General features: G+C 58.3%; 12 protein-coding genes, 2 tRNA genes and 1 pseudogene. 10 read left to right on the plus strand and 5 right to left on the minus strand.

From position 1 onward, the window contains the following. Nucleotides 1-147: 147 nt before the first annotated feature. Nucleotides 148-615, minus strand: coding sequence for a hypothetical protein (locus EPZ47_RS15805; protein ID WP_135848008.1), 468 nt, complete (start codon nt 613-615; stop codon nt 148-150). 263 nt (nt 616-878) lie between these two features. Then, nucleotides 879-1,421 (minus strand): TetR/AcrR family transcriptional regulator, encoded by a 543-nt coding sequence (locus EPZ47_RS15810; protein ID WP_135845644.1) that lies wholly within the window; start codon nt 1,419-1,421, stop codon nt 879-881. 126 nt (nt 1,422-1,547) lie between these two features. On the opposite strand from EPZ47_RS15810, the gene EPZ47_RS15815 reads away from it, so the two are divergent. Both EPZ47_RS15815 and EPZ47_RS15820 read left to right on the plus strand, forming a co-directional pair. Further along, entirely contained in the window at nt 1,548-2,168 is a 621-nt protein-coding gene (locus tag EPZ47_RS15815) for a DJ-1/PfpI family protein (RefSeq protein WP_135845645.1), read from the plus strand. An 80-nt stretch (nt 2,169-2,248) separates the two neighbouring features. After that, nucleotides 2,249-2,782 (plus strand): DUF2867 domain-containing protein, encoded by a 534-nt coding sequence (locus tag EPZ47_RS15820; RefSeq protein WP_135845646.1) that lies wholly within the window; start codon nt 2,249-2,251, stop codon nt 2,780-2,782. A 263-nt stretch (nt 2,783-3,045) separates the two neighbouring features. On the opposite strand, the gene EPZ47_RS15825 is transcribed toward EPZ47_RS15820, so the two are convergent. Beyond that, a tRNA-Leu gene (locus EPZ47_RS15825) sits at nt 3,046-3,132 on the minus strand. Nucleotides 3,133-3,515: 383 nt separating this feature from the next. Beyond that, nucleotides 3,516-3,760: pseudogene (locus EPZ47_RS15830) on the minus strand (cell wall hydrolase); the annotation flags it as partial. Nucleotides 3,761-3,918: 158 nt separating this feature from the next. On the opposite strand from EPZ47_RS15830, the gene EPZ47_RS15835 reads away from it, so the two are divergent. Beyond that, nucleotides 3,919-4,965 carry an acyltransferase family protein gene (locus EPZ47_RS15835; protein WP_158296358.1) on the plus strand — a complete coding sequence of 349 codons (1,047 nt, stop codon included), beginning with the start codon at nt 3,919-3,921 and terminating at the stop codon, nt 4,963-4,965. 400 nt (nt 4,966-5,365) lie between these two features. Here EPZ47_RS15835 and EPZ47_RS15845 read toward each other — a convergent pair. Further along, nucleotides 5,366-5,439: transfer RNA gene (locus EPZ47_RS15845), tRNA-Cys, on the minus strand. 283 nt (nt 5,440-5,722) lie between these two features. On the opposite strand from EPZ47_RS15845, the gene EPZ47_RS15850 reads away from it, so the two are divergent. The 7 genes from EPZ47_RS15850 to EPZ47_RS15880 all read left to right on the plus strand — a co-directional run bounded on the left by EPZ47_RS15850 (nt 5,723) and on the right by EPZ47_RS15880 (nt 14,119). Next, the gene (locus EPZ47_RS15850) at nt 5,723-6,952 is read left to right on the plus strand and encodes an MFS transporter (RefSeq protein WP_135845648.1); all 1,230 of its coding nucleotides are present in this window, start codon (nt 5,723-5,725) and stop codon (nt 6,950-6,952) included. A 118-nt stretch (nt 6,953-7,070) separates the two neighbouring features. Continuing rightward, complete coding sequence (locus EPZ47_RS15855) at nt 7,071-7,586, plus strand: sigma-70 family RNA polymerase sigma factor (protein ID WP_135845649.1); 516 nt, start codon at nt 7,071-7,073, stop codon at nt 7,584-7,586. Next, nucleotides 7,587-8,552, plus strand: coding sequence for a FecR domain-containing protein (locus EPZ47_RS15860; protein WP_135845650.1), 966 nt, complete (start codon nt 7,587-7,589; stop codon nt 8,550-8,552). It begins immediately after the preceding gene. Nucleotides 8,553-8,637: 85 nt separating this feature from the next. Next, nucleotides 8,638-11,073 carry a TonB-dependent receptor gene (locus EPZ47_RS15865; RefSeq protein WP_135845651.1) on the plus strand — a complete coding sequence of 812 codons (2,436 nt, stop codon included), beginning with the start codon at nt 8,638-8,640 and terminating at the stop codon, nt 11,071-11,073. 63 nt (nt 11,074-11,136) lie between these two features. Then, complete coding sequence (locus EPZ47_RS15870) at nt 11,137-12,315, plus strand: ABC transporter substrate-binding protein (RefSeq protein WP_135845652.1); 1,179 nt, start codon at nt 11,137-11,139, stop codon at nt 12,313-12,315. Continuing rightward, nucleotides 12,312-13,370 carry a FecCD family ABC transporter permease gene (locus EPZ47_RS15875; RefSeq protein WP_135845653.1) on the plus strand — a complete coding sequence of 353 codons (1,059 nt, stop codon included), beginning with the start codon at nt 12,312-12,314 and terminating at the stop codon, nt 13,368-13,370. The genes EPZ47_RS15870 and EPZ47_RS15875 overlap by 4 nt, the downstream gene beginning before the upstream one ends. Continuing rightward, nucleotides 13,364-14,119 (plus strand): ABC transporter ATP-binding protein, encoded by a 756-nt coding sequence (locus EPZ47_RS15880; protein ID WP_135845654.1) that lies wholly within the window; start codon nt 13,364-13,366, stop codon nt 14,117-14,119. Before EPZ47_RS15875 ends, EPZ47_RS15880 begins: the two co-directional genes overlap by 7 nt. Nucleotides 14,120-14,172 lie beyond the last annotated feature (53 nt).

Genomic DNA, 14,172 nt, shown 5'->3' on the forward strand with positions numbered 1-14,172 from the left:
GACAAAAAAGGTTGCATGAGAAATCTCATGCAACCTTTTGTTTTTAACTCACTCGGATCTCGACACCCTTCCCGCCACCCAATAATGCGCACCCAACTCGACCCAGCTTCCATAACGCACCGGGCAAGCCTTTCTGGAGGGGTGGATTCACTTTTTCTTCCAGTCGGTGCTGATCGGATTGATGACCGTATTTTTTTCCTGCGTATAGGTTCCGTTCTGCTGTGCAATCGCCTCGCCAGTATCAACAATGGCGTTTTGGATGAACACGTTTTCCGTATCACCTCGGATAAAGGTCAGCTGGTGATACGCCGTTTTGTTCCCCCAGTCTGCGGAAGGCAGGGAGATAAATTTCACGGTGTACGTCTCATCACTGTGTTGTCCCTGCAAGACATAGACACCGTAATGATTTTCTCCCTGGGAAATGATCTTATACAGCCCGTTGCTGTAGTAATAAATTTCCGCATCGGGAAAGGGTTTCTTGTCGTACATTTTTCGATAGTGGAGCACCTGTTTAACCGTCGGCTCGCCGAAGTTCACGGCCAGCGTTTTCCCATCAGGGGACGTCGTTTCCCCTGCGCATACGGCACTGCTACTCATCAAGCCCAATAGGCTCATCGCTGCAACTGTCTTCACTGGATACCTCTTCCTTGGGGTTAAAGGATTAGCACACTGGACAGGTTCTGGAATCCGATAGCCGCAGCATTGCATTGCGCAGCCACCACTGTTGGCCATACCGCCAGGCCAACTCACCTTGCTAATCTCAACGCCCATTGTAGAGACTCGTGCTGAAAACACCCGCCTTCGCCTGGGATACCGGTTGCCCTGTTACCGTGGACGCACTTTAAAAAAGTGCTCGACCTCAGGTCTCATCTTCGGCGCTAGCCGGAGGAAGTGCTCCACATGAAAAAGGCTCGATGCAGGAAACTGTTGAAGCGAGCGGCATCACGCCGTAGCCCTGCCTGTTGACCACCAATCAGGCACAGATGGGCCATCTGACCAATCACTTCTGCTTGGCCTGGCATACGGACCAAGCGGCGGCTCGTCTGTATCGCGAAATCCAGTCGCCTTGTGTCAACACGCTGCTGAAACTCACCTACCAACGGATCGTGCAGCGACCAGGCTCGGATGGAAACTTCCCGCCCAGGTTGTTTCTCAGCGGCAATACTCAAGTAGCGTTTCAAGATTTCGCCCGCGCTACGACCCTGCGCCGCATAAGCGAGCATGCGCTCCGTGTAGTCTTCTTCCCAAGCGGCCAGCAAGGTGCGGACGAAGTCTTCGCGATTGCGGAAATGGTGATAGAACGATCCGCGGGTCACATTCAATCGGCGCGATAGACTCTCGGCCGAAACGCCAACATGCCCTATTTGGTCGAGAGCCTCAAAACCAGCCACGATCCAATGGTTACGAGTTAGTTTTCTCACCCGTTATGTCGCTCCCTATTTAGCGCCATACAGGCTGTGTATGGTGCGCAATCGATTGATACGCTGCGAACACCAGCAAAGATGGCCGTTGCGTTCTGCACGCCAGCACTTTTCATGGAGCTCGCCTTGAAGAAAATCGCTCTGATTGCTTTCGACCAATTCACTGATATCGACCTATTCCTGATGTGGGACATTCTAGGCCGCAACACTGAGGACTGGCACGTCCGAATATTGGGTTCTCGCTCTATCGTGCGATCGGCGCACGGCCTGCCTGTTGCGGTGCACGGTCCGCTTTGCGAGGCCAATAGTGCCGACGCGGTCTTGTTCGCCAGCGGCAAGGAAGGGATACCCGCCGCACTTGCCGCCCCAGATTTCCTGCCGTCGTTTGAACTTGACTCCAGACGCCAGCGAATCGGCTCCATATGCGCCGGAGCTTTCATTCTCGAACGGCTTGGGCTGCTCAGCGGCCAAGCGACTACACACCCGGATGCACGATCGAACTTGCAAGCTCTGGGACTTGAATCCGTGGACAAGCCTCTTGTGTCCCAGGGGAACGTTGCAACCGCTGGCGGATGCCTTTCGGCACTCTATCTGGTGGGATGGCTGGTTGAATCCTGGTTCGATGTCGACAAGCGCCGTGCGACGTTGCGCCCTGTTCTGCCCGCTGGGCAGCAAGAGCTCTATGATGCCTTGATCGGGCTCAGCATCCGACAAGGAGAAGTTGGCGCCTCAACAACATCCAGTTAATCCGTGCTCGCGCCATCGCCACAAGAAACGCGACATGGCATGTCGTCTAATTAGTCGTTAGAACTCAGGAGAGATCCCCGATGCCCCGAGAATTTGAGCTCATCATGTCCGTGCCAGTCCCCTCGAGGTCCGGCATCACCCACCTTTACAAGTCGATGAACCTGGCGGACGCTTTTGCAGTTCGGCTCCCTGCGGGCACATCCAGCAATCCAGACTTGCTAGCTCGATTCATCCTTTCCCACCAGCCATCCTGGATCGGATGGCTCCTGAAAGTCCGAGACACTATCGTTGTCTGTTTTGGTCTCAAGACAGCCAAACACTTGGCATCACTTGCTAATCGGATTGGCGTTTTCAAGGTCTACAGCACGAACCAGACTGAAATCGTGTTGGGAGAGGACGACAAGCACCTCGACTTCCGGATATCGATCCTATGTTCTGGAGAGGCAGAGCCAGAAGGCAGTCGCCAACTCGTTTTTTCAACCGTGGTCCACTGCCACAACCGTCTAGGCCGGGCCTACATCTTCGTTATTGCACCCTTTCATCGCTTGGTTGTTAAGGCCAGCCTCCTGCGTGCAGCGCGCATCGGTTGGCCTCTGCAAACGTTAGACCTCTAAGGCTTATTGTAAGCGCACGCCCAACTCACCTTGCGTAAGTCAGGCCTCGGCAGCCGTGCCAGAAAGGTGCCACAGGCGGCAGCGCTTTTGGCCGGCCCGTTCACGCTGACGGGGCCACGCGGGTGCTGGATTTCAACGCAGATGCTCAATGAAGGAGCCAGGAGACGCCCTTAGGCTAGCGGCATATGAAGTGGAGTATTTTTGCGGGGCAGAAACGAACAAGGGTTTACATCAGCTTTCGCTCGCAAACCCTTGATTTTAGATGGTGCCCGAAGCCGGAATCGAACCGGCACGCCCTTACGAGCGGGGGATTTTAAGTCCCATGCGTCTACCAGTTTCGCCATTCGGGCGGTAGCGCGGTCAAGCTGGGTGGAACTGGCAAATATCGGATTGGCCAGTTTCGAGCCTGGTGCAGCAGAGGGAGGAATATATACATCCCACCCCGCCGAAGCAAGGAGGCCCAAGGCCTTTTCCAGACAAAACTTTTCATTGCCTCGAAAATAAAAAAGCTCTGTAGATCAAAGATCTACAGAGCTTTTTAAAAGTGGAATTCGAAGTCGGAATCGAACCGCCGTAGGTGGGATTTCAATCCATCCACTTTGTTCAGCTTTTCAATAGCTTAGCATCGGAATCGTCCCGTAGGCTACAGATTTTTGACGGTCTATAGCAGGGTTCCATGGTCGATATCCACTGACGCCGGCGGTGGTACTGGCCGCCGACCTGGCCCGGGAATGGCTAGCTGCTTCGGCAGGATATCCTTGGCTCCGATCAGGTCGGGGTCGTTCAGGTCGCTTTGTTCCAGCAGCCGAACTGGTATGGCTTCAGGCAGAAACCGCCATAGCCCTCGCCCCACCACGAACGGTCCTTTCCGTCGAGCACGCGATAGGCCACGGAGATCTGGCCGGCGAGGCCTTCACCCTTTGTTTCACCCCACAGAGGGCGCGCCAGGCTGTCGCGCCCCTTCTCGGTTACGGTCATAAGTTTCCTCCAGACAGAAGAGTCCTGTCTCAGTCGGAGCAAAAGGATTTGTCACTGTTTGTAGAAAAAGATATCCATTCCGATACAATGCCGGCCCCATAATCCCTCCGGTGATGTCCTAACTGATGACCATGCCAATCGCGCCTAATGGAACCAGAGTGTCGTATTCCTACAGAGTGGAAGCTCTGGATTGGCAGCGAGGACTACTAGCACTATCCATCATGATTTATCATCTAATGTTCTGGCATGGAGAAACAACCACTGCCTCGAGCGTTATCGGTCGCTTAGGCATTTATGCGGTATCAATGTTCTTTGTTCTTTCAGGCCTGAGCATGGCCATCGCCCATGAGCGTTACGAACTAACAATAAAAAGCTCCATTCAGTTCTATATCAGACGAATCTTTAGGATATGGCCGTTACTTTGGCTAGCTATTTTCGCAGTCACAGCCAAAAGCCTGCTACTAAAGAACGAAGACATATCGATATATAAAATACTGTTAAATCTAACAACAGCCTTTGGCTTTATCGAGCCATCCGCATACTTGAATACAGGCGCGTGGTCAATCGGAAATGAAATGGTGTACTACGCATTGACACCGATCATTCTTGTAATTTATCGCAGAAGCGTGACCGGAGGGAACATTCTAGCTTTGGCCTCCATCGCAATCGGGGGGGTCTACGCATTAAATCTTCTTACCCCGGCCCAACCACTTGAGCTCCAGTGGAATACATATATACACCCACTCAACAACCTATTTTTTTATGTCATGGGCGTTGCTATATACTACAATGCAAAACACCTAAAGCCACAGCTCGCACTACCAGCCGCATGCATCTTTTTATCGGCATGCATCTTTGCGATCTTCCCAAGTGGCAGCGACAACTCATCTATTGTAACGAGCCTCAACCGCCTGGTTTTTTCCTCAGCCTCGGTACTGATGGTGTTCGGTTTTTTCAAAATAACGCCAATTCTATCGAAAACGCTATCCAGCCCCCTAGAGAGGCTGGGCATCATTACATATGGCGTTTACCTTCTGCACCCCATCGTGAACTCTGCAGTGACTATGTTATTTGCCAGGCTCGACTGGCAACTGGGAGCACCGACAAGGATCCTTATTATTTCGCTGGCCACCATTGCAGTAGCAAACATTGCGTATGAGCTTATTGAAAAACCAATGATACGACTTGGCAAAAAATTAGCGTGAAATCGTCGCCCCGAGGGCATAAACACCTGCGGGGCATTCAACCTGCCTTAAATGCCGCAAGCTCTTCAAGCGACATCACCTCAGTGTTCTGCCCAGGCAGAGATCTGTTCAGCACACTCCCCACTCTGAACCCCGCGAGGTTTATGGAGCGCTTACTGTGCCATTATCAGCAACGCCCACGCATGAGCCAGGCGATGTTACGCGAAGCAAGGGAAAAGGCAGTTGTTAAGGCTGCGGCCGAGGGTGACTGACTCTACGCTGAGCACAGCTACTACTCGTCAGCTCCAATTCCAGGATATTCGACCCAAAGCAGCGAGCGAAATTGAGGAAATCACCGCACATCGCTTAGAAGCAGTCAAAAAAAAACCCGTAACTCATTGAGCTACGGGTTTTTCAATAGTGGAGGCCGAAGTCGGAATCGAACCGGCGTAGGTGGATTTGCAATCCACTGCATAACCATTTTGCTATTCGGCCTCAAAACGCTTGATGCAATACAGCCACATCAACCGCGTACAAACCTGATCAGGAAACAGAGCACTTATGCAGCGCTATCTCCTTGAAAACATTGAGATTTTTTACGTCCCAGTGCGTTCGATGGGCGCAATTATGGACTCATTTGCCTAAGCTGACAACCCCTTGATTTCAAAAAAAAATCGTCGATTGTTCGGCTTCCGCAGGCGCCTGCTGCATTTTTTTCTTGCTCAGATCCACACAACTGTCGGATAAGACTCAGCCTTCCGCCTCTGCGAGTCTGTCCATGCCCCGTGCCGGTATCCCCCAGGGTTCGAGCGTTCGCTTGCTGATCTATCTGTTGTTTGCGATCCAGCTGGTTTCCATGGGCGCAATGGAGATGAGCGGGCCGTTCTGGCCCGTTCACCTGCGACAACTGACCAGCAACGATGCGGTGTTCAGCTTCGCCAGCACGGCGGTGTATGTCGGCCCTATGCTCGGCATTATCCTGACCAGTGCTTTCTGGGGCCGTATCGGTGATCGCTACGGGCATAAATTGATGATGATTCGGGCACTGGCCGGGTTGTCCCTGACTCAGCTTGGCCTGGCGCTATGCAACGATATCTGGGTGATCCTGGTCCTGCGCTTCCTGCAGGGTGCGTTCGCCGGGTATATCGCCCCCGCCCAGGCCTATGGCGTGAGCATCGAGGCACCCTCGCGGCGGGCCAGGCTGTTTGCCATCCTGCAGATTTCCACCAATGTCGGCTCGCTGCTGGGCGCGGTCGCGGGCGGGCTGATCCTGGACCATGCCACGTTTTTCTGGATCAACATCGTGGCCTCAGGCTTGTGCGCATTGTGTACCGTGATCGCGGCGTTGACGCTGCCCGACGTAGCGCCGGCCACGAAGACAACCGCCAGCAGCGCTCCCTCCGCCCCCTCGCGCCCCGGGCTGTATAACCCGCTGACTTTATCGCTCCTGGGTATCATGGGTCTTCTGCTGCTGGCGCGAATGCTCCCGCAGACTTCGTTTTCGCTGTATGTCAGCTCGACCTTCGACGTCAGCAATGCCCTGGTCGGGCTCTGCTATGGCCTGCTGGCCCTGGGCTTTATCCTTTGCGCAACGTCCTGGTCACGCTACTTCGAGCAACGCAACCCGACACAGACGCTGCAGGCCATCACCGCCATCGTGATCGCTTGCATAACCCTGACCGCCATGGCCGGCCTGACGCGTCAGCCGTTGGTCTTCGCCATTGTCTACTTCGCCTGGGGCGTCCTCTTGGGCGCAACCACCCCGGTACTGACCGCGCTCATCTCCAAAAGCACCGACAACAGCCGCCAAGGCCAGGTGCTGGGACTCGCCCAAGGGGTTTCGCAAACGGCGTCCATCATCGGCATTTCCCTGGGTGCCTTGCTCAGCCAGGTCTATGGCCTTCAATACACCTACCTTTACGTCAGCCTTGCCTATGGCGTGGTGCTGTTGCCCTTGGTGCTACTGCGCTACAGGTCGGTCGGCGTGCTGGACCGGGCGAGCGAATAGCGGTTCTCATCCCCCCTGCCCCAACACAATTGCTCATTGCCGCAGGATGATCTTGCGTGCCGCCGAGCACCTCCACTACTATTGGGAATAATTCTCACTATCAAAAATATAAACAGCCATGAGCGATCCCGGTTCAGCGACCAACGATTGTCATCTGCGCACCGTCGCAGACCTCTACAGCGGACACCATGGCTGGTTGTACGCCCGACTCTACCGCAAACTGGGCAATGCGCTGGATGCCGCAGACCTGGCGCATGACACCTTCATCCGTATCCTCGCCTCGAAGGTCGCGGTCATCGAAGAGCCACGCGCGTACCTCAGCTGCGTGGCCGGTGGCATCCTGGTCAACTGGTTCCAGCGCAAGGCCTTGGAGCGTGCCTATCTGCAGGCACTGGCGCTGCTGCCCGAACCCGAAGCGCCCTCGCCGGAACGCCGCCTGCTGGTGCTGGAAACCCTGCATGAAATCGACGCTATGCTCGACACCCTCCCCGGGCCGGTCAAACGGGCGTTTCTGTTATCGCAAATCAGCGGCTTGAAATACAACGACATCGCTCATCAGTTGGGAGTCTCGCTGATTACGGTCAAGCGCTACATGAAGCAGGCCTTCCTGCACTGCCTGATGTTGGTGGACTGAATGCCTGCTCGCGATAGTCACGCCGTCGATCCCGCCATCCTCAATGAAGCAGCCGACTGGCTGATGCGCCTGAGCGAAGGCAGTGTCAACGACAGCGAGCGCCTGGAATGGGAACGCTGGCGCAACAGCAGCCCGGCGCACCGCCAGGCCTGGGCACGGGCCGAATTGCTGCTGAGCAAACTGCAAGGCTTGCCACCGGCGTTGGCCATGCCGGCGCTGGACCGTCCCAGCAACCCCGAGCGCCGTGCCGCCATGGGCAAACTGGCGACCTTGCTCGCGCTGGCGCCACTGGCCTGGGGCAGTTGGAAGCTCAACGACTGGCAGAACTGGACCGCCGACTACCGCGCGCCCGTGGGCGAGCGTCGCGACCTGACATTGACCGACGGTACTCGCGTGACGTTGAACACCGACACCGCCATTGATGTGTATTTCGATCAGCGCCAGCGCCTGTTGCTGTTGCGCCGCGGCGAAATATTGGTCCAGACCGCACCGGACCCGTCGCCTGTCGCCCGGCCATTCAGGGTGGAAACCCACGAGGGCCGGATGCAAGCGCTCGGCACGCGTTTCAGTGTTCGCGAAGAGCGCGGGCACACCCGCCTCGCCGTGCTCGAGGGCGCAGTCAGTATCCAGCTCAAAGGCATTGGTGAGAAAGTCGTCGAGGCTGGTCAGAGCAGTGGTTTCACAGCGTTCGCCATTGACGGATTGAAACCTGTCGATAAATCGGTGCTGGCCTGGACCCAAGGCATGCTGATGGCCGACAACATGCGCCTGGCCGATTTCATCGGTGAACTGACCCGCTATCGCAACGGCGTCCTGCGTTACGACCCGGCCATCGCCGACCTGCGGATTTCCGGTGCCTTCCCCATCAGCGACACTCCACGAACCCTGAACATGCTCGCCCGGACCTACCCAATCCGCGTCACTTCGCGCCTGGGCGACTACTGGATCATGTTGGCACCGGCGTGAGCCAAAAAATAATCGTGCGAGGGTGATACTTTTTTCGATCCTGGCTGGCTAGAGAACAAACCCCTCTGAACAGGATCATCAAGCCATGCCCGTTGCCCGCCCCCTGCGCTCGGATCGCACGCTGAATCTGGCGATTCGCAGTGCAATGCTCGGCCTTGCACTTTCGACCTTAAGCCCAGGCAGCTGGGCCGCACCGGGCGCGCCGCTGGACAGCATCGCCAGCCAATCCTACAACATTCAACCCGGTCCCCTGGGGCCGACCCTCTCGACGTTCGCCGTGCAGGCCGGCGTCGCCCTGTCGTTCGAACCGTCCCTGACCCAGGGCCTGGACAGCCCAGGCCTGTCCGGTCAGTTCACCGCGCGCGAAGCGTTTGCCCGGCTGCTGGCCGGCAGCAGCCTGGACCTGGTGGCTCGCGACGATGGCAGCTATACCTTGCAAAAACGCAGCACCGACGGCGGACTGACCCTGGCGCCAACCACCGTCAGCGCCACCGAAGCTCGCCCTGGTGATTTGCCGGCCGCCTACAGTGGCGGTCAGGTCGCCCGTGGCGGTCGTGTAGGCCTGTTGGGCAACAAGGACCTGATGGACACACCGTTCAGTGTGAGCAACTACACCTCGACGCTGATGAAAGACCAACAAGCCGTGACCGCCGCCGACGTGCTGGAGCGTGACTCCTCGGTGCGCTCAACCGGCCAGACCGGCGGCATCGTTGACTCGTTCTTCATTCGTGGCTTTCCCGTGGGCGAAGGCAACCTGGGGGAGTTGGCGTTCGACGGCGTGTACGGCGTAGCCCCCAACTATCGGGTATTTACCGAGTACGCTGAGCGTATCGAAGTGATCAAGGGCCCGGCCGCCCTGCTCTACGGCATGTCCCCCAACAGTGGCGTGGGCGGTGTCATCAATATCGTACCCAAGCGCTCGCTGGACGAAGACTTGACCCGTGTGACCGCCAATTACGCCATGGACTCGCAAGCGGGTGGCCACGTCGATATCAGCCGTCGCTTTGGCGAGGAACGACGCTTTGGCGTGCGGGTCAATGGCAGTCTCCAGGGCGGCGACACGGCGATCGACAAGCAGTCGCGGGATGTGGGTATCGGCTCGATCTCCCTGGATTACCAGGGCGACCGATTCAGGACCAGCCTGGACCTGATCAGCCAGGAAGAACAGTGGGACGCGCCGTCCCGACCGTTTCAGATCGCGAACGGTGTCGAGGTACCGTCGGCCGCCAACGGGCGCAGCAACGTGACCCAGGAATGGGGCTGGTCGAAGACCCGCGATAAATCGGCGTTGCTCAGTGGTGAATATGACCTGAGCGACAGCCTGACGGTATTTGGCCATGCTGGGGGCGGCAAGTCCGATGTAGCAAGGCTGTCGGACCAGACACCCACAATTATCAATAGCGCCGGGGATACCCGATCGACGCCCGGCTATTACAAGTTCGAAGTGGAGCGCTACACCGTGGACGCTGGTGCCCGGGCCCGTTTCGAGACTGGTCCGGTCAGTCACAGCACCACGCTGCAGGTCAGTCGCTACCGCGATGAACTGCGCAGGGGGATCAATTCAGGCGCCCCCGTATTATCGAACATCTACCACCCGGTGGAGCGCGGCAAACCCTCCATTGCCTCCCCCGACGTGCTGAAGATTTCCGACACCGAACTGTCTGGTGTCGCCCTGGCCGACACCCTGTCGATCCTCGACGAACGTGTTCAGGTGACCTTGGGCCTACGCAAGCAAAGCATCGAATCGAACAACTATAACGCTGCTGGAGCGGTCACCACTGCGTATGACGAAAGCGAAACCACACCGCTGTTCGGTGCGGTGATCAAGCCTTGGGAACATGTATCGTTCTACTACAACTACATCGAAGGCCTGAGCAAGGGCGATACCGCGCCTGCGAATGCGAGCAACTCCGGTGAAATATTCAAGCCCTACATCTCCCGCCAGCAGGAAGTTGGGGTCAAGGTCGATTACGGCACCTTCACCTCGACCCTGGCGCTGTTCCAGGTCAAGAAACCCGCCGGCGAATTGACTAACAACACGGCAAACAGTGTGTATTCGGTCCAAGGCGAACAACGCAACCGTGGCATCGAGCTGAACATGTTCGGTGAACTGCGCGAAGGCACTCGCCTGTTGGGTGGTGTCACGTTGCTGGACGGCGAACTGACCAAAAGCGGCACCGCCGCCAATCGCGGCAACAAGCCGGTCGGCGTACCCGAAGTGCAGGCCAACCTCTGGGCCGAATGGGACACGCCATGGGTCCAGGGCGTGACCCTCACCGGCGGCGCGATCTACACCGGCAGCCAGTACGTCGACCAGGCCAACACCCGCGAACTCGATCCTTGGACGCGCTTCGACGCGGGTGCTCGTTATAGCACCGTGCTCGATGGCCGGCCGACTACGTTCCGCGCCACGGTGCAGAACGTCTTCGACCGCGAGTACTGGTCCGGCGTGGCCTCCTATGGTGCGTTCTCCCAAGGGGCACCGCGCACCCTGCTGCTCTCGGCCACGGTCGACTTCTGAGTTTCCCCCGGCCCGGCAGCGCGTGCATCGCTGTCGGCCGGGGCCGTCATCAAGGTTTAAACGATGTTATCCAGACCTCGAAAGCTTGCGTCGCTCATCGCTGTGCTGCTGGGCGCCATGACCCTGCTGCTGAGCGGGTTCGCCTGTTCAGACACGGCACCAGACAGCACGCCAAGAACCACTGTCACCGATTTACTGGGCCGCCAGGTCCAAGTGCGCATTCCCGTACGCCGGGTGATCCTGGGTGAAGGTCGTCAGCTGTATCTGGTGGCAGCCCTCGACACCGCCAACCCGATCCGGCGCATCGTTGGCTGGCGCAAGGATCTGATCCAGTCCGACCCGGACACCTACGGCGCCTACCTGCGGCGTTATCCGGACCTTGCCAAAGTCCCGACGTTCGGCGGTTTCGAAGACGGCACCTTCGACATCGAGCAAGCGATCAGCCAACAGCCGGACGTCATTATCCTCAACATCGAAGCCCAGCATGCCACCGAGGACGCCCGCTACATCGAAAAGCTCGACGCCCTTGGCATCCCGGTGGTGTACGTGGATTTTCGCAACAACCCGATGCAGAACACCGAACCGACCATGCGCCTGTTCGGCCAGTTGTTCGGCGAAGAAGCCCGCGCCGAGGCGTTCATTGCCTTTAGCCAGCAACAGATCCGGCGTGTCACCGATGTGATCGAGGCCCGCCAACCGCCCAGGCCCAAGGTCTTCATCGAACGCATCGGCGGCTACACCGACGACTGCTGCTTGAGTTTCGGCAATGAAAACTTCGGCCGTTTCGTCGAACTGGCCGGCGGTCACAACATCGCCCGCGCCATCATCCCCAACACCTTCGGCCAGTTGAACCCCGAACAGGTGATCGTCGCCGACCCGGATCAGGTGGTGGTCACCAGCGCAAACTGGCAAGCCTTCGCCCCTGGCGGACATTGGGTTGGTGTCGGGCCCGGTGCCGATCTGGTCGAGGCACGGCGCAAACTGCAGTGGTTCACCCAGCGCCCCGCCTACGCCGGAATCAAGGCCCAGCAAACCCGGGCGTTTCACGCCATCTGGCATCAGTTCTACAACAGTCCTTACCAGTTCATCGCCATCCAGCAACTGGCCAAGTGGTTCCACCCGGATCTGTTCGCCGACCTGGACCCCGATGCCACGTTTCGTGAGTTCCACGACCGATTCCTGCCGGTGCCCTATGAACCAGGCTATTTCGTCAGCCTCAAGCCCGCGCAGGCCCAACCATGAACGGCGGTATCGATCAACTCGCCCTCGGCACGATCTATCGCGCGCAGGTCTGGCGTAAACGACTGATTCTAGTTGGCCTGGGAGCGCTGTTGCTGTTCAGCGTGCTGCTGGACCTGGCCCTCGGCCCGGCCAGCTATGGCCTGGCCGAGGTGCTGGGCGCGCTGTTTGCGCCCGAGTCCGCCGCCCCCCAGGTACGGGTGGTGATGTGGGACATTCGCCTGCCGGTGGCACTGATGGCGGTGGCAGTGGGCGCCGCGCTGTCCTTGGCCGGCGCGCAGATGCAGACCATCCTCAACAACCCATTGGCCAGCCCGTTCACCCTGGGCATCTCGGCGGCGGCCAGTTTTGGCGCCGCCCTGGGGCTGGCGTTCGGCGTGGCGCTGGTGCCGGTGATCGCTCAATACATGGTGCCACTCAACGCCTTTGTCATGGCGATGCTCTCGGCGTTGCTGATTCATGTGTTGAGCCTGCGCCGCGGCATGACCAGCGAAACCATCGTGCTGCTGGGTATCGCCCTGGTGTTCACCTTCAATGCCCTGCTGGCGCTGGTGCAGTTCTTCGCCACCGAGCAAGCCGTTGCGGCAGTGGTGTTCTGGACCATGGGCAGCCTGACCAAGGCCACCTGGCCGAAGCTTGGGGTGATTTGCCTGGTGATCCTTGTCACCTTGCCGATTTTTGCCCGCCGCGCCTGGGCCATGACCGCGCTGCGCCTGGGGGATGAGAAGGCCGCAAGCTTCGGCATCAATGTGCGCAAGTTACGTTTGCAGACCCTGATCATGGTCAGCCTGCTGGCCTCATTTCCCGTGGCGTTTGTCGGCACCATCGGCTTCATCGGCCTGGTGGGCCCGCACATTGCGCGGATGCTGATCGGAGAGGACCAGCGCTTCTTCCTGCCGGCCTCGTTGCTGACTGGCGCGTTGATCCTGTCGGCCAGCTCGGTGGTGAGCAAAACCCTGATACCAGGCGCGATCTTCCCCATCGGCGTGGTCACGTCACTGATCGGCGTGCCTTTTTTCATCTCTCTCATTCTTGGCGGGAAGAAGCAGTCATGGTGACGATTGAACTGACAGGCCTCGGCGCCCGTTATGGTAGTCGACCGATCCTCGAGGCAATCAATACCCCGGTTTTCTGCGGTGGTGAAGTGGTTGCGGTGGTTGGCCCCAACGCGGCCGGTAAATCCACGCTGTTCAAACGCATCGCCGGCCTGATCGACGGCCCCGGCCAGGTGCGGTTGGAAGGTTCGCGCAAAGGCCCGGAGGGCATCTGCTACATGCCGCAGAACCTCAACACCAGTGCCCGGCTGACGGTCTACGAATCGGTGCTGCTGGCCCGCAAGCAACAGGCTCCGGGCTGGGCCGTACAAGCCGATGAACTGGCGGTGGTGGACCGCATCCTTGCATCCCTGGGCATCAGCGAGCTGTCGTTTCGCAACCTCGGTGAATTGAGCGGCGGGCAGCAGCAACTGGTGTCCATCGCCCAGACACTGGTGCGCGAACCCGAGGTCTTGCTGATGGATGAGCCCACCAGTGCCCTGGACATGCACCGTCAGGTCCAGGTCCTGACCTTCATGCGCACCCTCGCCCGCCAACATGGAATCATCCTGTTCATCGCCATCCATGACCTGAACCAGGCGTTGCGCTTCGCTGACCAGGTGTTGGTCATCGCCCAAGGCACCCTGCAAGGCAGCGGTCCGAGTGAGGACGTCATCACCGAGCAGATGCTGCGCACGGTGTACCGGGTCCAGGCGCGGATCGAGCGGTGTTCACGGGGTGAGCGGCATATCATTGTCGATGATGTGGTTTGAGGGCTGTGACCGAACTCTGTGGGGGCTTACGGGACTGCGCACCCACCGGCTGT

The organism is Pseudomonas viciae, from assembly GCF_004786035.1.
GTDB classification, from domain to species: Bacteria; Pseudomonadota; Gammaproteobacteria; order Pseudomonadales; family Pseudomonadaceae; genus Aquipseudomonas; species Aquipseudomonas viciae.

Excerpts from the sequence above, each read along its gene's own strand:
- EPZ47_RS15805 (WP_135848008.1), bottom strand. The coding sequence starts at position 615 with ATGAGCCTATTGGGCTTGATGAGTAGCAGTGCCGTATGCGCAGGGGAA.
- EPZ47_RS15820 (WP_135845646.1), top strand. The coding sequence starts at position 2,249 with ATGCCCCGAGAATTTGAGCTCATCATGTCCGTGCCAGTCCCCTCGAGG.
- EPZ47_RS15850 (WP_135845648.1), top strand. The coding sequence starts at position 5,723 with ATGCCCCGTGCCGGTATCCCCCAGGGTTCGAGCGTTCGCTTGCTGATC.
- EPZ47_RS15855 (WP_135845649.1), top strand. The coding sequence starts at position 7,071 with ATGAGCGATCCCGGTTCAGCGACCAACGATTGTCATCTGCGCACCGTC.
- EPZ47_RS15860 (WP_135845650.1), top strand. The coding sequence starts at position 7,587 with ATGCCTGCTCGCGATAGTCACGCCGTCGATCCCGCCATCCTCAATGAA.
- EPZ47_RS15865 (WP_135845651.1), top strand. The coding sequence starts at position 8,638 with ATGCCCGTTGCCCGCCCCCTGCGCTCGGATCGCACGCTGAATCTGGCG.
- EPZ47_RS15870 (WP_135845652.1), top strand. The coding sequence starts at position 11,137 with ATGTTATCCAGACCTCGAAAGCTTGCGTCGCTCATCGCTGTGCTGCTG.
- EPZ47_RS15875 (WP_135845653.1), top strand. The coding sequence starts at position 12,312 with ATGAACGGCGGTATCGATCAACTCGCCCTCGGCACGATCTATCGCGCG.
- EPZ47_RS15880 (WP_135845654.1), top strand. The coding sequence starts at position 13,364 with ATGGTGACGATTGAACTGACAGGCCTCGGCGCCCGTTATGGTAGTCGA.